Source organism: Paraclostridium sp. MRS3W1 (assembly GCF_032465715.1).
In the GTDB taxonomy this organism is placed as follows: domain Bacteria; phylum Bacillota; class Clostridia; order Peptostreptococcales; family Peptostreptococcaceae; genus Paraclostridium; species Paraclostridium dentum.
On sequence record NZ_JAWDJM010000171.1, the window covers coordinates 1 to 22,326 of the forward strand.

The 22,326-nt window shown below is 23.5% G+C and carries 24 protein-coding genes; 18 read left to right on the top strand and 6 right to left on the bottom strand.

The window, feature by feature from the left end; translation table 11 throughout:
* Positions 1 to 397 precede the first annotated feature (397 nt).
* The 3 genes from RWY47_RS14315 (at position 398) to RWY47_RS14325 (ending at position 3,347) form a co-directional block, all read left to right on the top strand.
* Positions 398 to 730: a hypothetical protein gene (locus RWY47_RS14315; protein ID WP_224171175.1), complete on the top strand. Its 333-nt coding sequence runs from the start codon at positions 398 to 400 to the stop codon at positions 728 to 730.
* 359 nt (positions 731 to 1,089) lie between these two features.
* Positions 1,090 to 2,721, top strand: a complete 1,632-nt coding sequence (locus tag RWY47_RS14320; RefSeq protein ID WP_224171174.1) for an amidase family protein — start codon at positions 1,090 to 1,092, stop codon at positions 2,719 to 2,721.
* Positions 2,722 to 2,885: 164 nt separating this feature from the next.
* The gene (locus RWY47_RS14325; RefSeq protein WP_150841990.1) at positions 2,886 to 3,347 is read left to right on the top strand and encodes a MarR family winged helix-turn-helix transcriptional regulator; all 462 of its coding nucleotides are present in this window, start codon (positions 2,886 to 2,888) and stop codon (positions 3,345 to 3,347) included.
* Positions 3,348 to 3,859: 512 nt separating this feature from the next.
* On the opposite strand, the gene RWY47_RS14330 is transcribed toward RWY47_RS14325, so the two are convergent.
* Positions 3,860 to 4,237, bottom strand: coding sequence for a hypothetical protein (locus tag RWY47_RS14330; RefSeq protein ID WP_170075845.1), 378 nt, complete (start codon positions 4,235 to 4,237; stop codon positions 3,860 to 3,862).
* Positions 4,238 to 4,521: 284 nt separating this feature from the next.
* On the opposite strand from RWY47_RS14330, the gene RWY47_RS14335 reads away from it, so the two are divergent.
* From RWY47_RS14335 to RWY47_RS14355, 5 genes are all read left to right on the top strand, one after another.
* The gene (locus RWY47_RS14335) at positions 4,522 to 4,890 is read left to right on the top strand and encodes a hypothetical protein (protein ID WP_025161738.1); all 369 of its coding nucleotides are present in this window, start codon (positions 4,522 to 4,524) and stop codon (positions 4,888 to 4,890) included.
* Positions 4,891 to 5,195: 305 nt separating this feature from the next.
* Positions 5,196 to 5,411: a DUF3955 domain-containing protein gene (locus tag RWY47_RS14340; RefSeq protein ID WP_224171173.1), complete on the top strand. Its 216-nt coding sequence runs from the start codon at positions 5,196 to 5,198 to the stop codon at positions 5,409 to 5,411.
* A 27-nt stretch (positions 5,412 to 5,438) separates the two neighbouring features.
* The gene (locus RWY47_RS14345; RefSeq protein ID WP_224171172.1) at positions 5,439 to 5,915 is read left to right on the top strand and encodes a DUF2975 domain-containing protein; all 477 of its coding nucleotides are present in this window, start codon (positions 5,439 to 5,441) and stop codon (positions 5,913 to 5,915) included.
* A 19-nt stretch (positions 5,916 to 5,934) separates the two neighbouring features.
* On the top strand, positions 5,935 to 6,423 hold the full coding sequence (locus RWY47_RS14350) for a DUF2975 domain-containing protein (RefSeq protein WP_021430840.1): 489 nt from the start codon (positions 5,935 to 5,937) through the stop codon (positions 6,421 to 6,423).
* A 9-nt stretch (positions 6,424 to 6,432) separates the two neighbouring features.
* Positions 6,433 to 6,654: a helix-turn-helix domain-containing protein gene (locus tag RWY47_RS14355; protein ID WP_021430841.1), complete on the top strand. Its 222-nt coding sequence runs from the start codon at positions 6,433 to 6,435 to the stop codon at positions 6,652 to 6,654.
* Positions 6,655 to 6,963: 309 nt separating this feature from the next.
* Here the strand turns inward: RWY47_RS14355 and RWY47_RS14360 are convergent, their stop codons facing one another.
* Positions 6,964 to 8,070: a replication initiation protein gene (locus RWY47_RS14360; RefSeq protein WP_168932744.1), complete on the bottom strand. Its 1,107-nt coding sequence runs from the start codon at positions 8,068 to 8,070 to the stop codon at positions 6,964 to 6,966.
* A 748-nt stretch (positions 8,071 to 8,818) separates the two neighbouring features.
* The gene (locus RWY47_RS14365) at positions 8,819 to 9,028 is read right to left on the bottom strand and encodes a zinc ribbon domain-containing protein (RefSeq protein WP_021430843.1); all 210 of its coding nucleotides are present in this window, start codon (positions 9,026 to 9,028) and stop codon (positions 8,819 to 8,821) included.
* 871 nt (positions 9,029 to 9,899) lie between these two features.
* Between RWY47_RS14365 and RWY47_RS14370 the strand changes: the two genes are divergently transcribed.
* From RWY47_RS14370 to RWY47_RS14400, 7 genes are all read left to right on the top strand, one after another.
* A complete protein-coding gene (locus RWY47_RS14370) occupies positions 9,900 to 10,118 on the top strand; it encodes a hypothetical protein (protein WP_021430845.1) in 219 nt (72 codons plus the stop codon).
* Between the two features lie 122 nt (positions 10,119 to 10,240).
* Positions 10,241 to 10,996, top strand: coding sequence for an ABC transporter ATP-binding protein (locus tag RWY47_RS14375; RefSeq protein WP_224171171.1), 756 nt, complete (start codon positions 10,241 to 10,243; stop codon positions 10,994 to 10,996).
* Positions 10,953 to 12,416 carry a hypothetical protein gene (locus RWY47_RS14380; RefSeq protein ID WP_025162590.1) on the top strand — a complete coding sequence of 488 codons (1,464 nt, stop codon included), beginning with the start codon at positions 10,953 to 10,955 and terminating at the stop codon, positions 12,414 to 12,416. Before RWY47_RS14375 ends, RWY47_RS14380 begins: the two co-directional genes overlap by 44 nt.
* 45 nt (positions 12,417 to 12,461) lie before the next feature.
* Positions 12,462 to 13,355 carry a PqqD family protein gene (locus tag RWY47_RS14385; RefSeq protein WP_025162589.1) on the top strand — a complete coding sequence of 298 codons (894 nt, stop codon included), beginning with the start codon at positions 12,462 to 12,464 and terminating at the stop codon, positions 13,353 to 13,355.
* On the top strand, positions 13,352 to 13,636 hold the full coding sequence (locus tag RWY47_RS14390) for a hypothetical protein (RefSeq protein WP_021430849.1): 285 nt from the start codon (positions 13,352 to 13,354) through the stop codon (positions 13,634 to 13,636). Before RWY47_RS14385 ends, RWY47_RS14390 begins: the two co-directional genes overlap by 4 nt.
* Positions 13,629 to 14,201 (top strand): thioredoxin domain-containing protein, encoded by a 573-nt coding sequence (locus RWY47_RS14395; protein WP_224171170.1) that lies wholly within the window; start codon positions 13,629 to 13,631, stop codon positions 14,199 to 14,201. Before RWY47_RS14390 ends, RWY47_RS14395 begins: the two co-directional genes overlap by 8 nt.
* 43 nt (positions 14,202 to 14,244) lie before the next feature.
* Positions 14,245 to 14,877: a DUF3267 domain-containing protein gene (locus RWY47_RS14400; protein ID WP_224171169.1), complete on the top strand. Its 633-nt coding sequence runs from the start codon at positions 14,245 to 14,247 to the stop codon at positions 14,875 to 14,877.
* Between the two features lie 51 nt (positions 14,878 to 14,928).
* Here the strand turns inward: RWY47_RS14400 and RWY47_RS14405 are convergent, their stop codons facing one another.
* The 3 genes from RWY47_RS14405 to RWY47_RS14415 form a co-directional block, all read right to left on the bottom strand.
* A complete protein-coding gene (locus tag RWY47_RS14405) occupies positions 14,929 to 15,282 on the bottom strand; it encodes a hypothetical protein (protein WP_021430852.1) in 354 nt (117 codons plus the stop codon).
* Positions 15,283 to 15,354: 72 nt separating this feature from the next.
* Entirely contained in the window at positions 15,355 to 16,203 is an 849-nt protein-coding gene (locus RWY47_RS14410) for a ParA family protein (RefSeq protein ID WP_021430853.1), read from the bottom strand.
* A 1,119-nt stretch (positions 16,204 to 17,322) separates the two neighbouring features.
* Entirely contained in the window at positions 17,323 to 17,883 is a 561-nt protein-coding gene (locus tag RWY47_RS14415) for a hypothetical protein (protein ID WP_150841972.1), read from the bottom strand.
* A 511-nt stretch (positions 17,884 to 18,394) separates the two neighbouring features.
* Between RWY47_RS14415 and RWY47_RS14420 the strand changes: the two genes are divergently transcribed.
* The 3 genes from RWY47_RS14420 (at position 18,395) to RWY47_RS14430 (ending at position 21,677) form a co-directional block, all read left to right on the top strand.
* Positions 18,395 to 19,105: a LytR/AlgR family response regulator transcription factor gene (locus RWY47_RS14420; protein ID WP_142730627.1), complete on the top strand. Its 711-nt coding sequence runs from the start codon at positions 18,395 to 18,397 to the stop codon at positions 19,103 to 19,105.
* Positions 19,099 to 20,415, top strand: a complete 1,317-nt coding sequence (locus tag RWY47_RS14425; RefSeq protein WP_199874435.1) for a sensor histidine kinase — start codon at positions 19,099 to 19,101, stop codon at positions 20,413 to 20,415. Before RWY47_RS14420 ends, RWY47_RS14425 begins: the two co-directional genes overlap by 7 nt.
* A gap of 434 nt (positions 20,416 to 20,849) precedes the next feature.
* Positions 20,850 to 21,677, top strand: a complete 828-nt coding sequence (locus RWY47_RS14430; RefSeq protein WP_168932738.1) for a hypothetical protein — start codon at positions 20,850 to 20,852, stop codon at positions 21,675 to 21,677.
* Positions 21,678 to 22,326: the final 649 nt, after the last annotated feature.

Below are 22,326 nucleotides of genomic sequence, written 5' to 3' on the forward strand. Positions count from 1 at the left end.
GCCTAGATTTATCTAGACATTCTTTTGTTTTTAAATTGTATAACAATATATTTCCATAACTAGGTAAAATATATTGTTATATCATAGAATTTAGCAAATTAAATATGTAATTGAGTTCTATTCTAAATGCTTTATAACCTAGCTAAACATTAAAACCATATAACTATGATTTATAAAATAATAATTTATTAACTTTACTATATAATAATTGATATTATCGCCGTATTATAACTTTATCGGTCTCTATATAATGAAAAATAGTATATAAATATAAGACTAATTTTTATATCAAAATGCATAATTATTAAGTTTGTCATGTTATCGTTAAATAATATAACCTGTTTAATAGTATTATTTCTACTCTACATGCATATTTAAAATTAAAAAGGGAGAATTTATGGTATTTTTATTAATGACAATCATAGGTATATTTTTTATACTAACAGGTCTATTAACTTTATTTTTTACTTTATTTAAAAAAGGAAAAGTACTAAGAAAAAAATCAATTTTTATAGTTCTAAGTTTAATTACTTTATCTGAGATGTTTATAACAGTTACAGCTTTGCCTACTAATTTTATTGTAAAAAAAATTGTTCTTGAAATTTTAATGATTTTATTATTTTGTAATTTATTTCTATATTTAATTAGATATAAAAAAGGATTTAACTCTAGGAGATTAATTCTAGGATTTTTATCTACAATATCAACCATCGCATTATTTACTTTTTAATGCTCAAATACTAATGTTTCGATTTACGATTGGCTGATTTAATTATTTATAATTTTACAACACTAAAGATACTAAAAAGGTGATCTGAGTTTTAGGTCACCTTTTTTATTATCTCCATTTTAATCTTAATTGCAAATTTTACACTCTCATTTTAATAATCAAATCAAAATAATTCATATATATTAACATCTTCTCATATATGTTACGAAAAAGACACTTAAGGAAAGGAAACGTTAAGATTTAATTCCTTTTTTCTATGATAGAATTTCCTCAAGGAGGTAACACTAAAAAAATAAATACTAATTTATAATTTAATTAAAATTAACTAGTCTTAAATTATAAATATGAGGAGAGAAATCGTGAAAAATTTTTTAAAATATTCATTAATAGTAATTGTTATATTCATTGTTATTATAGCCTTTAATTTTCAAAAAATAATGGTTAAATTCGCTTCGTTTATGATTGAAGATAGTGTTAAGAAACAAGTTAAAATGCAATATGATGAAAAAAAAGTTACTAAATCAAAAAATGATATTAATATAAATCAATTTAAAGCTGAATTAGATCAAATGAGTGATTTAAAATTCAAGAACATTAGTGATTTGATATCAAATGCAAATATAAAAGATATTCAATCTCTATATGATTCTAAAAAACTTACTTGTGAGGAATTAGTTATTTATTATTTAAAAAAAATTGAAAAATATGATATAAATAAACTAAATTCAATAATAGAATTAAATCCAGATGTAATTAAAATTGCAAGAGAAAAAGATAAAGGAACAAGATCTGGAAAGTTATATGGTATTCCAATAACGTTAAAAGCAAATATAGGTACTTCAGATAAAATGCATACTACTGCAGGTTCTTACGCTTTAAAAGATTCTATTTTAGATGAAGATTCTTTTATTGTTAAAAAGTTAAGAGAAGAAGGCTCTATTATACTTGGTAAAACTAACCTTAGCGAATTTGCAAACTATATGTCAACAAAATCCTCTAGTGGATACTCAGCTTTAGGAGGCCAAACACAAAATCCTTATGGTAAGTTCGATGTTGGAGGATCTAGTTCTGGATCAGCATCATCTGTTGCTAGTGGATTTTCTGTTGCATCAATAGGAACTGAAACAGCTGGATCTATAATATATCCAGCTAGTCAGAATTCTGTTGTAGGAATAAAGCCATCTATAGGGTTGGTTAGTAGAAATAGAATAGTCCCTATAGCTGAATCACAAGATACAGCTGGTGTAATCTCTAAAAATGTTGATGATGCGGCTTTAATACTTAGTTCTATATATGGATATGATACAAATGATAAAGATACAATAGCCTCTAAAAACTTAGATGAAGATTATATTAGGTATTTAAATGAAAAATCAATAAAAGGCATGAAAATAGCTATACTGAAACCGCTCGCTGTTAGAAATAGTGACTTAGTTTTTTTTGATAGTATACAAAAAGATCTAAAAAATATGGGAGCTAAAACTCATATAGTTTCTTTCTCTGATGAAATTAACAATGTAAAAATGAGTGAATCATTAGAGGCTGGTTTTAAATTTGATATGGACAAGTATCTAAAAATTGCTAAGATTAATGGTGTAAGCAGTTTAAAAGATATAGTTAATATTAATAAAGATGATTTAGAAAACAGAGCTCCTTATGGGCAAGATTTATTAGAAAAATCTCTAGCAAATAAAATGTCTCTTGATGAATATAAAAACTTAGTTGAGTCTAATAAAAAAATAGCTAGTAAAGAAATAGATAACATATTGAAAAATGCAGATATAATAGTATCTTTAAGTAATCAAGCTGCAACCGCATATGCACCTGCAGGCTATCCAGCTCTTACTGTTCCTGCTGAATATAAAAGTAATGGAGAACCAATAGGTATTACTTTTGTAGGATCTAAATTTGAAGAAGGTAAATTATTAAAAATAGCTAATGTATATGAGAACAATACTAACTATAGAAAAGATCCTAATTTAAAGTACTAGTTATATATTAAATAGTAAATCCATCAGACTTCATATTAATGTTTTCTGATGGATTTTTATATACTATAATTATAGTATATAAAAATTGACATCAATAAATTTTTATGTTTAAATAATTTTAATATAAAACTATTTAAACATAAAATATTTTTTGGAGGGCACTCATGGATTATAATGACGCTAAATTAAAAAAAGCAATAGAAGTATTGCAATCATTTTATTCAGTGATAAAAGAAACTAGTGATTTTACAAAAAAAAATGCTCATGAACTGGGTATGACTATACAACAATTATCTATTTTGAATGCATTAGCTACAAATTCAGACTTAACACTAAAAAATCTTACTGAGGTAATGTCAATGTCTCTTTCAAAAAGTTCTGTAAGCTTAATAGTAGATAAATTAGTTGAACAAAATATAGTTGAAAGAAAATCATCAACAATAGATAGAAGAAAGATTATACTAAATCTTACAGAAAAAGGTGATTACCTTTACCACCAATCACAAAATAATGCATATGCTTATAAAGCAATGTTACTAGCTCTTGATGGTCTAGATTCTAAAGATATCGATTCATTGCTTGAAATACATGATCATATAATTGAAAATATAAAATCACTAAAATAGTTAAATACTAAAATTAATTTAATATATACTTCCTGTTATCTTTAGTATTTAAAAGTTTAAATATAATTAAGTATTAATATATTGTCCATATATATGAATTTTCTGCTACAAAAGCATATATACGGGTATAACTTATTACTATACATATTAAAGTAGTTTATTAAATAAAAATAACTTTGTAGGTGATAATTATGCTAACAAATTTGATTTTTATCTTATTGTCTATATTGGCACTAAGTTTAAATCATACAGATGATAAAGATGCAAATAAGTATGTTTTTTATGGAACTTTTTTAATTATCAATGTAATTTTATTATTTGGTATAAAAAATTTACTTTCATATATACTACTTTTTTTACTTTCTATTTTATGTATATTTGCATTTATAAAAATCTCATTTAAAAATAACAAATTATTTCAACAAAAAACAAGAAACCATAAAAAAGATTAAATGTATATTTAATCTTTTTTTATTGCATAATTAAATTGTATATATACAAAATTATAAGTATTAATCTACTTTGCACCTATCTATTATTTCATAGTCATCATCAATTTTTAATTCTTCTAAATCCTTATTTAAATTATTTTTATTAATGTAATTATCTTTAGATGTATTATCATTAATTTTTAAATCTTTAAACTCATTTGAAAATGTAATTAAATTTAAATAATCATGCAATATTTTTTGTAATAAATACGTTCTTTCGTTATGATATCTTAAAATATCTTTTATTAAATTTAATTTATAGTTATAGTCATCTATAGAATCAAATTCATTTAGTATAATTTTATTTAGTAATACATCAAAGGATTTACTTATGTTAGATTCAGTACCCAAGATTTCCTTAATAATATTAAAGTACTCTTCTTTGTGTTTCTCCTCCATGTGTCAATCTACCCCTTCTGTTCAATCTTTTTTTGTTAATTTAATTAATATCTAAAAATTCATAATAATAATGTATTCAATTCAGCTTTTTAGTTTACACATAAATATTTAAAGCTCTTCACATTTGCAAATATTTATTTCAACTAGGAATTTAATAGTTTTTATTTTCTATTTGTTATTTAGCTTATTAACAATAATAAATTTAGATTTTCAAAAAAAATAGTTGATTTTTTTTTAGAATATACTACAGTTAATGTTAAGTAGCTTATTAACGGAGGTTTTTTATGATTAGTTTATCTAATAAAAAGCAAGTTGAAAAACTTCAATTTGAAAAAACTAGACTCGAAATTAAAATTTCAAAATTAGAAGAAGAAGTTGTTAAATTAAAATCTGAAATGGAAAAGCAAGAAAATCTTATTAATGAGTGGAGAAAATACTATAAAGAATCCGTAAATGAAATAGCCAAATTAAAAAATCAACTTAAAGAGTTTAATCCAAATTTAAAGCCAAGAAGTAAAAAAATATCACAAAATGATATAGACAATATAAAAAATTTATTCAATATGAAAAAGTATACTTATAGAGAAATAAGCAATATTTCTAATTGGAGTATATGTACTATCTCTAAAGTAATTAATGGTTATTATGATTAACTGTTTAGAAAATATAAGTTGAATGGATTAATTAATATTATTTTTATACATTTTAACAAGGATTTAAAAGATTTTTATTATTTAATCTTTTAGATCCTTTTTTATTTATAATTATAAATTATTTAACCTTATTTCATATAAATATCTAATTAAAATCTATATAATATTTTATGAAATTTCATCATTTGATTTATATTCAAATATTCCTAAAGAATATTTTTTTATCGAAAAACAATAATTTAATATTGATTTATTATAATTTGCTGTTATAATTTAATTAAAGCAAATTTAAAGGAGAGTCTACAATGAAAAAAAATATATTATATTCAATACCATTTTTAATAGCAATAGGATGCTTAGTAATTTTCAATATTATAGGATCTGAAGTTGCTGCAGATGGAACTCTTATAGAACCATTTTTCTTAATACCTATATTCTGGTTATTTTCTTTCATAGGAATTTTAGCTTTAATTTCTAGGGTTATACTATCTCTATTTAAGAAAAAACATATTAGTCAATAGATATATTTTAAAATAGGATATGAAATAATGAATAAAAATTTTAGTTCAAGAATTCTAAATAATATTGTCTCAATAGGTATATCTATAACTCTAATATTATTTTTACTTATACCTTTATTGTTCAACTATTTTTTTAAAAATACTTTGGGATTAGTAGGTGGAAATATATCTTTATTTGTTTCAACCGGAGTTTATATATGCATAATTCCTTATTTAATAGCATTAATTACACTTAAAAAATTATGTGCTTTAATATATAATAAAAATCCATTTTCAATGGAAACTACTTATTTATTAAAAACAATATCATTATGTGCTTTTAGTGAATTATTTGTATTTAATATGGTACAATTATCTTTGTGTAATTTATTTGATATTTATTTATATTCGATTAACCTAATTCCAACTGTTTTAATTTCATTTATTTCTTTATTTATAGGACTTTTTAGTTTTGTTTTATATAAAATCAATTACGAAATAGTTAAAATAAAAAACATCAAATAAAAAAATCGAGGTCATAATTATGGAAAAAAATATTAGTTCAAAAATACTAAATAACATTGTTTTGGTAGGGATAGGACTAACAATCTTTCTACTTCTATTCTTACCACTAGGGCTTACAGCTTTTTTTAAAAGCAGTCTAGGTATAGTTGGCTCAAATATACCTATTATTTTATCTTTAGGAGTATATATATGTGCAATTCCTTATTTAATAGCATTAATATCATTAAAAAAATTATGTAATTTAATAGCTAGAAAAAATCCTTTTTCAAGACAAATTCCTTATCACCTAAAATCCATAGCAATATGTGCTTTTAGTGAAATTTTGATATTTAATGTGGTACAATTATTTTTATGTTACTTATTTAATGTTTACCTTTATGCCCTTAACATAATACCAGCTATTTTAGTTTCATTTATTTCTTTAGCTATAGGATTCTTAAGTTTGGTATTAGGTAGGTTATATACTATGGCAATTGAAATAAAGGAAGAAAATGATAAGACTATATAAGGAGATATTATGGCGATTATAGTTAACTTAGATGTAATGATGGCAAAGAGAAAAATGAGTTCAACGGAACTTTCTGAAAAGCTTGGAATCACTATGGCTAATCTTTCCATATTAAAAAATAATAAAGCTAAAGCTGTTAGGTTTACAACTTTAAATAGTATTTGTAAAATATTAGACTGTCAGCCAGGAGATATTTTAGAATATGTTGAAGATATTGAAGATGGTAAATAGCTATAGTTAATCAAAAAGATACTGTTTTTTAATTAAAAAACAGTATCTTTTTTAATTTAATTATCAATGTGTTGCTTTTATATAAATTTTTTTTGAAATCATTATAATTTTAGATAGTTAAATGTTAGTATTTTCAATCACTTAGCATTTAACTTGAAGTTTTGATACATAATAATTTTTTAAAATTATCAATATGACACATTTTGATTTATTTGTCTACTATTTCTACTATAATTGAAATGTTTAATATCTATATACATTTGATTATTTAAACTTTTTTTGTAATTATCAAGTTGACATATTTTAAGACTACCAAAATAAATCCATTTCTTCTTTATGCTTTAAATCTTCCTCACACTCTTTCTTGTACTCCAAAATTTTATTATCTAAGGTTCCCTTAAAGAATTTATATGATACGGCTTTTATAGTTTCAACATCGTCTTTATCTAGAGTTATCATAACCGCATCATCAAATGCTTTTTTCATGTAATCATTTTTAAAGTCTATATTTTCGAAATCCATTTTAAAACTTCTTAAGGTTCCTTTTGTAAAAACTGTTTCATCTGGAACAAAAAATTCTCTATTTAAAATAGATTTCTCTGTCTTTAAATTTATTTTATTTTCTTCAAATGGTTCAGGTACAGTTGACTGTTCATAAATATTAGACTCGCCAATTTGATCAATTACATCATCTTTAGAGAAATACTTTCTCTTATCTAAGTCTTTTACTATAAAATCTATTGATTCAACTTTTCTTCCTGATTTATTTTCTTTTATATCTATTTCAAAAAAACCACTTTCATTTAACTCTTTTATTGCTGGTAAAATTACACGTCTTTTAAAATTTGAATATTGAGGATAACTATCTTCTAGCATTAAATACATCTTTATATCCTCAATTTTATAATTTATAGTTTGTTTAGTTCCTGACCAAACTCTTATTAAATCATATAATCTTTGAGCATTATAATTTTTTAAACTAAATAGTATAGCTAAGTTTGCCGGAGTATATCCTGTCTTTAAGTATTGATCTAGTAAAGTATAAATTTTTTTTGGGCTTTCGATTCTAAAAATCTGAGTTTCTTCATCAAACTGGTATCCTGATATAAAATTGTATTGTCCCCAAATCAATTTATCATTTCTCTTTTTTTCAATGAAAAATATACTTTTGTTCATAAGACCTTCTAAATAGCTACTTATTTTTTTTACAGTTCTATCATTCGTTCTTTTTATTATTTCTTTAAATTCATCATAATGAATATCACAATGCATTGATCCATTATAGTTTTTTTGAAGTTTATAAAGTATTAACAAAAATATTCTATTTTCATTCAATGTTAAACTATATTTAGATTGTATTAGCACATTGTTTTTCATAAGTATTTTTGGATTTTCTATATCAGTTAAATTACTCATAATATCCCCCAATTCTATTAACTACTAAACCTAGTATATCATATGTATAATTTTAAAGTGTCACTTTTACAATTTTGACACTTTAATTTAACAGTATTAACTTTTTGCTATATTAATATGATATCAAAGTGACACTTTTAATGATATCAAAGTGACACTTTTAATTATCAAGGTGACACTTTTAATTATCAAGGTGACACATAAAAATTATCAAGATGACACTTTTAATTATCAAGGTGACACTTTTAATTATCAAGATGACACTTTTAATTGCTTCAGTAGAAGTAATTTCAAGGCTTTCACTGCTACTTAAATACTATAAATACTATTAAATACTATTTTAAATAATAGTAAAGACTAGTAAAGGTACTTTTCTGTTCTAGTTTAATCTATTTAAATCAAAACATATTATCAATATGACATATTTATATTGCTATCCTAATACTTAATTTAATTATACTTATTAGTAATATATTTTTTGACTTTGAATAAAAATCTTTTTTAAGAAAGTTTTAACTATCAAAGAATAAAGTTTACATATCGATAAAAACGCCTCAGAGGCTATGAGAAAGTTTTTGCACATCAAAATGGGTAAATATATTACAATTTAGAAAATTTAGCTAAAAACGGAAGATAAAGATCGAAAAAACTGTAATTTTTATAAAATAGGATGAGAGACGTAATATCAAATTCAAATAAAAAAGGAATATTAGTATATAATATCCCTTTTTTATTTGAATTTGATATATTAACCTATAAGAAAATCTAAAATATTCCATCCATCTGATGTATTGCTTTTGTAAAGTTCAGTGTATCCACACTTAGTACAGCTTATAGTTATAAATTTTTTATTTTGGATATCAAATATTTTTGCAAAGTTTCCACCTGTAGCTTGAAATTGATCACTTTCATAAGATGTATTTGAACATTTAGGGCAAACATATTGTTTTTTCTCCATAATTTAAATCCTCCTAATATTGATTTGAGTAAAATTTTACTATAACAAATAAAAAAAAACTAATTAAAATTAGTTACAATATAAAACTTTATATTATTCCTTATCTTTTAATTTATTGATTTCAGTATCGATTTGATTATTAGATTTTAAAAACTTAAAAATTGATATAAATATAATTACAAATACATTAATTAATAACAGAATGCTTAAGGTTTGGAATAAAGATATTAAAACCATGATGAACTCCTTTACATATTTGTAGTTAACTCAGATTGATAATTATTATACATATTAAGTAAAATAAATCAATTTAAATGGAGCGAAATCAAATAAAATGGGATTAAAATGAGCATCTACTTAGAGTAATATAAATTTTTCATTTTAAATATAAAGTATTTTTAAAAGTTTTAACATATAGGTTAGAATTAACTACTTACAATAATATTTATTTTAATACTTAGAATAAATATTATTAAATTAAATCCGAACTTTAAATTTTAGAAAAGAGAAAAAGTTAGCTAATAGAGAATGAAATGACGAAAAAATACAAAATTACGCAAATTTCAACAAAAATAGACTTATTTGATTTTTAATATGTAAAATATAAAAAATTATTTTCAAAGTATCCTTCCATCATGAAAGTGAATATTATGAAATTCCAATATTCTTACATAACATATGTAGTAGATTAACTAAATACGTTTACTTATTTCAATTTATTAAATTATATAAAAATTTTGACATTATTCGAGCTGAATATTGCAAACGATTTTTTGATATGTAACAATGTATACAAAGACAAGGTTGTCAAATATCTAACAATGTCTTTTGACTTAGGTGTTCTATTTAAATTATAGGAGGAGATTGGGAAATGGAATTAATACAATACAATGCACCTGTAATAGAGTGTGATAATTTTGAAATAACTGAGGAACAAGCATGGTTTTTAGTTTTCGTAGCAGTACTTTTAGCATTAGGAGCTACTGTTGTTTTAGGAGCTGCAGTTTGGTGTTTAGTTCAAGGTAAAGGAAGTTTCACTGGTGGAGTTAAGTGGGAAAATGGGCTTAACGTTAATATAGAGTGTAAATAGATAGGACTTTAATTTATTAAAATTATACTAAAGAATTTAAAACTATAACAAAAGAGAAAGATTTAAATTTAGGACACCTAAGTCTGTAAATTGATTTAAGTACTGGGAGGAATGTGTAAACTATGCTTTATGTAGAGAACTTGACAAAAACTTATAACAATAAAATTGTTGCTATAAAAAATCTCAGTTTTTCTTTAAATAAAAATAAAGTTTTAGGACTTGTAGGTCCTAATGGATCTGGAAAGACTACAACAATTAATTTAATCTTAGGGACTATCAAAAGTGATACAGGTAAAATATTATATGAAAATTATAAAAATGATAGTCTAAAATTTAAACAGAAAGTTGGATATATACCAGATGAATTGATACTTCCAGAGTCATTGACGGGAAGAGAATATATAGATTTTATTTTATCAGTATACTCTATAAAGAAAAACGATAAATTAAAAAAATTAATCAAACTATATAATATGAAAGACTTTTTAGATATCTTGATAAAAGAATATTCACATGGGATGAAGAAAAAACTTCAGATAATAGTTGCTTTCTCATTAGAAAGCGAAGTAATAATTATAGATGAACCTTTCCGAGGGTTAGATATAGAATCAATTATAATAACAAAACAGCTTTTTAAGAGTTTTATAAGCTCAGGAAGTATATTATTATGTTCACATGATTTAAATTTAATTGAAGAATTATCGGATGAGGTAATAATGCTTTACAAAGGTAATACTGTAGCAAAGGGTACAAGTCATCTTTTAAAAGAAGAATTTCAATGTGAAGACTTAGAAGAAGTTTTTATGAAAGTTGCTATAGGGGAGGACAGAAAAAATGAGATTGGAGAAATCATTTCTAATTTTAACAACAATGCTTAAGGGAATTAAAAATAGTTTATACAATAAAATTAAAAAATATTTTGTTTTTATATCTATTGTAGTACCATTTTTTATTCTTTTAGGAACCATAATCTCGTATAAGATATTTTCGCCTATGATTAATGCTATTATTAGTGGAAATAAAAGTATGCTTTTTTCATTTGTTTCCTCAAGTATGCTAAATGTAACTTTAATTACTTTTGTTATATACATAATACTAATCAACTCAGATAATGATAGCAGCAATTATAGCAGAATGATAAAATGGTTACCTCTTACAAAAAGAGAGAAGATATGTGCACAAACAATTCAAGAATTATTTTTTATAATTATTACCAATCTATGCTATGTAACATTTTTTCACCTACCATCATTTATAGGATCAAAGGTTGATATAAAAATTATTATTATATATTTAATATCTGTAATTCTGCAATCATTATTGACATATTTCTTATTAAATATTATTTATCTATTAATAATTAGATTACTATATTTTATATCACATAAAAAGTTTATCAGAGAATTAGCCTCAATTATTTTAGGAATAAATACGTTTATTTATTTAGTTAGCAAAATAAACTTAGAGAATCTTTTAGTTAAAAGTAATACATATAGGATATCAATAGTAAATATTTTATTACCTGTTATAGATATGTGTTTGGGATATGGATACTTTAACTATAAAGATGCAAAAGTCTGTTTGATTCTAAGTGGAATAATTTTGATTTTAGGAATATTAATAACGATTGTATTTGCTGGGATTGAACTTGATAATAGAAATTTAATGCTTTTTAAATATATACCAAAATACAAAGGTAAAATGTTATGGATTGTAATAAAAGAAATTAAACATATTGTACGAAGTGAGACTAATATTTCAAATTTCTTTGTATTAATATGCATAATTATATCTGTAGGTTTTTTGGATCCAAACACTATAGACAAAACAATTGCTAATTTAATTTTATCAAGTTTTTGTTCAATATTTGCACTAAGCTCATTTGGTGAAGATAGAAATTTCACTATTTACTCTAATATAGTTCCTATTTCTAGTAAGTTAATTTCTTATGGAAAACTAATAGGAAATCTTATTATTGGGATATTGCTGTATACGATATTATTTTTTATCGTATTTACGTATTTAGGTATAAACATAGAATTATTTAAAAGTGGATTAATGTACACTGCAATGGGGGTTATAGTGATTTACACATATGGTATTGTAATTCCAGTTAGAGAAAAAGAGCCATTTTCAAATATAATTGTATTTTTATCTTTTGCGGCAATATGTATTTTGATTTCTATAATATCACTAACATTTAGTGGTGCATATATATATCAACTTATTTTTATATCTGTAGTAGCTATAACGTTGATGATACCAAAGCTTTATAAGTTAAATTCTAAATTAGATTAAATTTATATTTAAATAATACATTTTAATTTATAAAGGAGAGATTAGATGAATCTATTTACATTTTTAATTGAAAAGATAAAAGCATTATTAAAAATAAAAACAGTTTTTATTATTCCCAAGAGCGTAGATTTAAATGAAAATTTAATTTTTGATAAAGATTTAAATAAAAGTATTACACTAAATGGAGTTGCTTATGAAATTTTAAAGTTAGTTAATGGCAAAAACACTATAGACGATATAGTTGAAGAGTTACTCAAAAAGTATAATGTAGAAAAGGCTGTATTAGAGAGAGATGTAATAAATATATTAAGCAATTTACAAGATAAAAACTTAGTTGAAAGTAAGGTAATAGGGAATAAAATAGTAGTTTTATTTTTAAACATAAGCATATTTCAATATGTGTATAAGAAAAGATACTCTGTTTCTGAATCTAAATTTGGATCTTTGATTATTTTACTTTATGTAGTAACGAAAAAATTGTTTGTAATGTGGGTCATTACATTTATAACTATTTACTTATTTAAACATAATTTAGCATCTGAGTTTAATGAGAAGATAAATTATGCAATTAATTGTTACATTGTTTTTATACTTTCGATTATAAGTGGATTTGTTATGCATGAATGGATTCATATAGCTGTTAGTAAAATTCAAAATCAAGAATTTCGTGGATATATATTAGCAAGAAGATTTACAGTAAGCATAGTTAAGGTAAATACCGAATCTAGTTTATTATCTATTTTGCTAGGCCCATTGATTCCAAGTATTTTAGGAATAATAATAATAGTAATTTCAATAAAAATACAAAGTATAATGATATTTACTCTAGGAATAGGATTTGCAATTAATGCAATAAATTTATTACCTTTTACACAAGATGGGAAAGGAATACTTAGGAAAGTTCTAATGAAAAAACTAATGAAGGGAGCTATAAAATGAAAAAAACATTAGGAATTATATCTGCTGCATATTTTATACTTATACCGTTTAGTATAATTTTTTACTTATTATATTCCTTGATAAGTAATAAAAGCGTAAACTTATTTAATGGTGGAGTTGTGCTAGATGTAGCACAAAGTAGTTTCAAATTAAACATAAGTTCAAACTTAGTTTTAATATACATAGTTTTATATATAGTACTTATTGGATTAGTATACATAGTTTCAAGAACAAAGTTTTGTAAAAATTTCTATGAAAAAGGAAAGAGGGCAAATGGATAAGAAAAGAGTAGTTAAATTAGTTTTATTTATTGCTTTTATTGCAATCTGTATATCAGCATATTCAATATACTCTAAAGGTAAAGAAACTATATATACAAAGTACGGGCTAGCATATGGAGACCCTAATGCCAAAATAAAAATGGTAGAATATATGAGTTTTCAATGTATAGACTGCTACGAGTTACATGAAAATATAGGAGATACATTAAGAGATAAAATTAAAAATGGTGAAATATATTATGTAGTAAATCATGTTGATTTTGAAAAGTTTAAGTATGATGATGTTATATTCAACAGAATTGATAACCTAGATAAAATAGAAACGGTAGATTATATAATGGATAATTATAAAACATGGAGTAAAATGAAAAACGTGAAAGATGTTGAAGAGTTTTTTAAACTAGGTGCTATTAAAAAAGATAGAGTTGAGATGCAAAAACATATTCTGTCTGAAAGAGATGATCTTGGAATAGATTTTATACCTACACTTTATTTAAATGGTGAAAAGCATGTTGGATCATTTACAGAAAAAGAGTTCAATAAAATGATAAATGATGTAAAATAAGGCTATATAGAATGCACATACATGTAAATGAAAGGAAATTTTTATGAAGTATATAAGTAAAATACCAGATACAGATATTAATTTAAATAAGGACATGCTTAGTACTGGTTGGAAAATGTTAAAAGAACCTCGAAACTTAGTTACAGCAACTCTAATATCATTACCTATATCAATTATAAATATTTATTTGTGTATATTTTTTATTAAGCTTATAAATAAAGACTTATTGACAATTATAAACTCTATTTTTTATGATGGAAAATTTGTTTTTACAATTAAGCTTATATATATAGTATACATATATGTGTATATACTTTTACATGAAGTTATTCATTTAGTATGTATTCCAAACTTTGCAAACTCTAAATCAACATTTATTTCAGTAAAACTATGGGGTGGTTTTGTTTATACAGAAGAAATAATTAGTAGAAATAGATACTTGATAGTAACTATAATGCCATTTATAATATTGTCATTTGTAATGCCAATTATAATGACCTTATTAGGGGTAAACCCTATGATTATTTTAATTTTGGCAATTGTTAATGCTGCAGGAGCATCAGTAGATATATTATCTTTTATACTATTGGTTTTTCAAGTTCCAAGAAATAGCAAGATAAAAAACAATGGAATAAAAACTTTCTACAAGATTAGTAAAGTATCTAATTTAGATTAATAAATGCATAAAAGGGAGGACAATTGTCCTCCCTTTTATGCATTTATTAATCTATTTTTTAGTTTTTTTTGATTTCTTCTTATACTTCTCTTCATATGCAGTTAAGGCGTCTACATTAAGCTCAACTGAATCAAACATCTTACAGACTATATCTTCTAAGACTTGAGAAACAGTCATATTATTTTCATAAGAAAAAGATTTAACCTTATCAGCGATTTCCTTTTTTAATTTAATTCCAATCATAACTTTTTCTTCTTTTAATTTGGGTTTATTTATTAAATCAAATACATTAATATCAGTATTTTTATTTTCAATAAATTCTTGGCCCGTTGATTTTTCATCTACTTTTTGTTTTATGTTTAATAAACTGCTTTTCTTATTTAACATTGGATTTTCAATAGTCATAGCTTTCTCTCCTAATATTTAATAAATATTTAATATTGATTAAATGTATTTTTAATAGTTAAAAAATTTTCATTAAATAACTATTAAACCTTCTTCTATGTATTCATTTATTAAGTCGGAAATTTCATTTCCTATATCAGTTTTTATTTTTCTTTCTTTAACTTTTACATACTCACTAATTGACTCATTATATAATATTGAGTTTTCATAGTGAACAGACTTTCTCATAGTCTGTTTAAATGTATTTCCTAAAATTCCTTTTTCTGTAGCACACTCTAGCCACATTTTAATTTTGTTGTTTTCTTGTTTTTCAAATTTAGTGATAACTGGTTTTCTTATATCGTCTTTATCTATTCTAAGAGCTTTCTTGATATCTCCATAGGTTTTTAATAACAAATCATAACCTGTTAGTGTACTATAACATCCGTAGTTTATTATAGGTACAATATCTGTACAACATATAAATACATTTGTATTTAAAACAGATATAGCAGGATTTAAATCAAATAACACTAAATCATATTCTGAAAAAACATCTATATTCTTATCGTCAGTTAAGTAATTCAATAAAGTATATTCTTTACCGGCTTTTGTATTAAGAACTAATTCAAGAGTAACCATATCTATATTACTTGCTATAATATCTAAGTTTTGAAATTTACTTAGAGGAGATTTCATAATTAACTTATCTATTTCAATATTGCTCTCTAACCCATCTTTCAAAGTATATATATTGGATTGAATTACTTCTTCTCCTAATAAAAATACTGATGCATTTGATTGAGGATCAGCATCTATAAACAATACTTTTTTATTGGGATAGTTTGTACAAAATTGATGTATAAAATTTAGATTTAAACATGTTTTGGAACTACCACCCTTAAAGCTCATATGTGTTAAAATTGTTTGATTTTTAGCCACTTTTATTACTCCTTTTTATATTAAATATACATTTAATAGTAGTTTAATCTATATTTTATCATTAATTAAATGCTTTTTAAATACTAATTTAACATATTATAAAAATTAAAAATAAAGAGCTAAAAATATAGCTCTTTAAAGATAAAATATTAATACCATTATAGAATTCAGTCTGAAATCAATTAGATTTTGTATTTTGTTTTTTTGCGTCTTTTTTCTGTTTGAACATGATACAGAAACCATGACCAAAATAGAAAATCACACTCAATATTATAAATATGGCAAATACAAATAAAGCATAGTCAATCCAGAGCCAATTTGAATAGCTTATGCCCATAAAGTCGAGTAGAAACATTATACTAACACCTCGTTTTTATTTTTTATTTAGTGTTTTAGTGTTGATAATTTTATTTAAGTATAGAAAAAAGAGACTTATTTCGTGATAACAAGTCTCTTTCAAAATTAGAGATAATTATTAAATACACTATTAAATGTATATTTAATTACTTTTAAATATATGCTGATTATTTTACAAATGTGAATTTTTAAATAGATAAAAACAATAATACTACAGATGGAAGAAAAGTAATTACTGTAATAATTAAAGTAGTATTTGTAGGTATAAATTCACTATTATATTTTGTAAAATAGAATAAATGAAAAATTATAAAAGTTAATATCATTAATATAAAATTAAAAAATAAGCTAATGAAAAACACTTTAAAACTTTCATCTATTATAGTATAAGATTTAAAAGTATTAATGGTATAGATTATATAAATTATTACTCCAAAAATAAAATAAAAGTTACTTTGCTTTTTTAAATCTTTGTTTTTTAAAAAGTTGAATTTTAAAATAGATTTATTGTCATTGTACTCGATTCTCATAGGGGTCACCTCATTGTTATATTAAAGAAATAGTGATTCTAAATATAATTATCGTCATGTTAAAATAATTATAAAGGGATATGATAAGCTGAATATATAAATATAGGCTTATAAATAAAATAAGGAGGACGTTTGTCCTCCTTATTTTATCAACTAATATATGTATGAAGTCACCATTTGATTATATTGGGTTTGAGTTAGTGTTACATTTAAAAGCTAGATATCAATAAAGTTAATTATATTTATCTATAAACTCTAAAAATGCTTTACTTATAATGTCATGTTTATTTAAATGAGAATATTTATTTTTACATAAATCAGAAAAATCATTCCATATATCTTTATCTAATCTGATTGTAGTTTTTATAACTTCAGATTTATTGAAATTTATTTGAAGGCCAGACTTTACCTCGATTACATCTATAGGACAATTGTCCTCCTTAGATTCGAAGTTATTTATAAGACTAATTATCTTATCGTAATTTTTAACGATATTTAATATTTTTTCTTGAAATTCATAGTTATTAAATAGTTGATTTGAATTTAATGAAAATGGGTCATAATTGCTTGAAATAAGCGACTTTGAGTTATGTTTAGGATATATATTATCCACGGTTAAAATGAATTTACCATCAAATTTTTGATATCCATATTTTTTCATAAATCTATCTAAAGTATCAACTCTTGTATAACTCATTTTTTCAGCAATTTCTTTTCTTGATAGCCCTTTTTCCTGGAGACTAATTATATAATCTATTTTTTTATCATAGCTCCAATCTTTCTTATTTTCCAAGTTACCACCCCCAACAATATGGAGGACACTAGTCCTCCATATTATTATACTATTTAAAAATTGCGTATTTAGTTGAAATTTAGCTTTTAATTAAAAAATATCTAAAATGTATAAGTTAAGGCCTAGTATGCAACAAAGCATTGAACAAAGTTTTTTTTAGACGTATACTTTTTATATAGTTTGTAAATAAGTACATACATAAAAGTATGAACTAAGTATCTCAATTCAAATTCAAACTCATAGTGTCGATAAAAGTATATAAAAGTTAATTAAAATCTAAATAGAAAAGGGTATATTTAGATTTTTAATAGTTGTGTTTTAGGGTTATAAACATAAATTTAATTAACTTAACAAAAGAAGTATTCAAATTGAATACTTCTTTTTGTGTTAAGTTAATTAACTGGAATATATAAAAAATAACTAAACTGAGACAATTATCTTTAAAAACTAGAAAAAGGTACCGATATAAGATATTATGTAATGACAAAAAATATGTTAGGGGGATTTTTAAATGGTTGTACTGGGCATATGCGATGATGAAAAGCATTATAGGTCAATTATTAGAAAATATTTAGAAGAAATATTACAATCAAATGCACAGAGTTACGAAATCCATGAATTTACATCTGGAGAAGAGCTACTAGAGAATTACCCTAATAATTTAGATATCTTGATTTTAGATATACAAATGGATAGCATCGATGGGATGAATACAGCTAGAAGGATTAGAACATTTGATAGTAACGTAGAAATTATATTTATGACTTCTTATTCTGAATTTATGCAAGAAGGATATGAAGTAAGAGCTTATAGGTACTTATTAAAACCTATAGATTTCGATAAATTAAATAAACATATAATACCATGTGTAAAGGAATTAAAAAGACGAAATAGCAATTATTTAACAATTAACACAAAGAACTATATAGATAGAATAAAAATAGATTCTATACTGTATATTGAGACTCAAAGGCCTAATTTATTAATTTATACAAATAAAAAAGTTCATAGTGTAAGAATGAGTATGAGAAAAATCGAGGGAATATTAGAAGAATATAGTTTTTATAGATGTCACAATAGTTTCTTAGTTAATTTAAAAGAAATTGAATCTATGGATGGTGAATATATATTTATAAATGACATGAAAATACCTGTAAGTAGGTACAGAACTAAAGGATTAAAACTAGCAATAACCAATACTCTAGGGGATATAGTATGTTAAATAAAGTAGGTATAGACACTAGAGATATATTTAAAATCTCAATAGTATTTATGAATTTTATAATATTTTTTTGTACACTAGATGTAGTAAGTATTAGAAAGATTAGTAATATAAAGCTTTTCCAGTATATAGGTATTTTAATTTGTATTTTAGTAGTGATAAGTGTATCAAATATATTTCGAAGTTTTAGGATTTTATTATATATAATAATTGGAATTATATACTATAACCTAGTATATGATGAATTTTTAGTGAAATGTGTAATAGTAACTATATTGTTTTGGATAAGTGTAATGGTTGTAGAGACTGCATCAGTTGGTGCTATAGCTGCAATTAATAACATACCAGATATAAATTACCTAATAAATCAAAAAAAGTATGTAATTCAAGCAATTATACTATCTAAAGTATTACTGTTAATAGAGTTTGTACTACTAAGGTACTTTAAATTGGCATTAGAGTTTAAGCCAAAAGACATGGCTCTTATAGGTCTTTCTATAAGTTACAATATATTAAGCTTATTGTTAGTTTTTGGATATAATTTTTTAAATAGGATATTAATCAAATTAAATATTGTATTTTTAATATTAATAACAATGCTTTTAATGCTATCAACTATTTCGTTACTAGTAGTTATAGCTAGAATTAGAAGATCTGATAGACTTAAACTTGAAACAGAGCTTATAAACGAAAGGACTCAAATGAATTATAAAAATTATGAAAATATATATGAGGTCCATAGTAGTTTAAGGCATGTATATCATGATTTAAAGAATCATATGATGTGTATAAAAAATTACAATAGTAAAGAAGATATTATTAAATACATAGATAACTTAAGTTTCGAAATAAGAATGTTCGATAGTATCTCTCATACAGGGAATGAGACTTTAGATATAATTTTAAGCCAAAAGATACATGAGTGTAATAAATATAATATTAAGTTTGAATCGAATATAAATTTCTCGAAATTAGGATTTATAAGTAATATAGATGTATGTTCCATATTTGGAAATGCTTTAGATAACTCAATAGAGGCATGTAAATTAATAGATTGTGGGATTGATAAGAAAATAGAGGTAAAAGTAACCTACATTAACCAGTTTTGTATAATAAAAATTATAAACACTAAACAAAATAAAATTAACCTTACCAAAAAGGGAATACAAACAAGTAAATATAATAAATATGAACATGGTATAGGGTTAGCAAGTATAAAAAGAACTGTAGATAAGTATGATGGAGAAGTTGCTGTGAATTTCTCTGAGACTGAATTTATTTTGAAGATAATGATACCTATACGGTCATAATAAAAAAGCACACAAAATATAGAGTCTATATTTTGTGTGCTTTTTTATTATGTTAAATTAGAAGGTGCTTATGTTTATATTACCCATTAAAAAAACAGTTTAACTCTTAATTTATTAATTTTTCAAATACAACATTATATTATTTTATAAGTGGATTATTTATTAATAGTTAAAATTAATAGAAATATAAAAAATATAATTGAATTAAACGATGTATATATTTAAAATACTATAACATATACATTATTTAAGTTTAAAAGGTCAAAAAAATTGGAATTATTTTGACCTTTTAAACTTTAATAAACAAGAATTTAAGCCCAAAATGAAAATATAAGAAGTATTTAATTATTTATGAAATAATAATTCTGAATTTTAAAAATTTCTTGTAAATATTTTTCAATCTGATAGAATGTATTAAAAAGGAGTGCGCTATTATGAAAAAAATATTATTCGTAACAGATTTATATTATAAAGCGAACGGAAGAAATTACTATGAAGAAGACCTTTTTATAACATCTAAATTAGTAGATAAATTTAACCTAGTTATTTGTAATCCAAAAGATATGAACAAGTTTAATGATAATTTTGACTTAACTATATTTAGAAATGCAGGTCCTGTTGCAAATTTCCCAAAAGAGTATAATGATTTTAGAGAAAAAATAAAAAGAAATAATTTAAAGACATATAACTCATTTGATGGAAAGGGAGATATGAATGGAAAGGACTATCTAATTGAATTAACTAACTTAGGATATCCTGTAATCAGTACTGTAGATTCAATTAATAATATCAATAAGCTACCTAAAGTAGATAAGTATGTTATAAAGCCAAAAGATGGAGCAGATTCAATAGGAATGGAATTTGTAACAAAAGAAGAATTATATGAAAAAGTTCAAAAGGATGATTTTAATACATTAATTCAGCCAGCGATAAACTTTGAATATGAAGTATCTTTTTACTATATAGATAAAGAGTTCCAATATGCCCTTTATGCACCAGACAAAAGCAAGAGATGGGAATTAAAAGAATATGAGGCCACTGCAGCTGACTTAGAGTTTGCGATGAAGTTTGTTGAATGGAATAATATAGATCATGGTATCCAAAGGATTGATGCATGCAGAGATGAAGAAGGCAATCTTTTACTTGTTGAATTAGAAGATTTAAACCCGTATCTATCTGTATTAGAATTATCAAATCAACTTCAAAATAAATTTATTGAATCACTTAAAAAATCAATTGAAAATGTTTTAAACTGTAACTAAAAAAACAGATATATAAAAAGGAGCATCATTAATGATGCTCCTTTTTATATATCTGTTTTTGTTTTTTAGACTTATTATAATAATAAATTTAATATATCAAAAATGTAAGAAATCTTTAAGGTTGATGCAAGGCTATTTTAAGGATGTAAATGTATAATAGAGTTAATAAATAAAACAAAGGAGGAATTATACATGACAATAATAGGGGTTTTAATGATAGTTCCATTTATATTATCAGTAGGAGCAGGGATAGTGAGTAGTTAATTAGAATTAGCTAACCAACAATAGACGTTTAAAATATTTAAGAAATGTTTAAGATAAAGATAAGTTAAGAGTATAGAATAAATATAAAAAATGAAGGAGAGATTATACATGATAGTAATAGGAAGTGTAGTGATGGCACCATTTATATTAGCAGTAGGGGCAGGACTAGTAAGTAATGAACTAGATGCAGCTAATCAACAATAGAATATTAAAGCATTTACAATAAAGCTAGGAAATATAAGCGTATAGGATAAAAAATGAGGGAGGAATAATAATATGACAACAATAATAGGGAGTTTAATGATAGTTCCATTTATACTAGCAGTAGGAGCAGGGCTAGTAAGAAATGAATTAGAAATAGCAAATCAATAATATAAATTGAAAA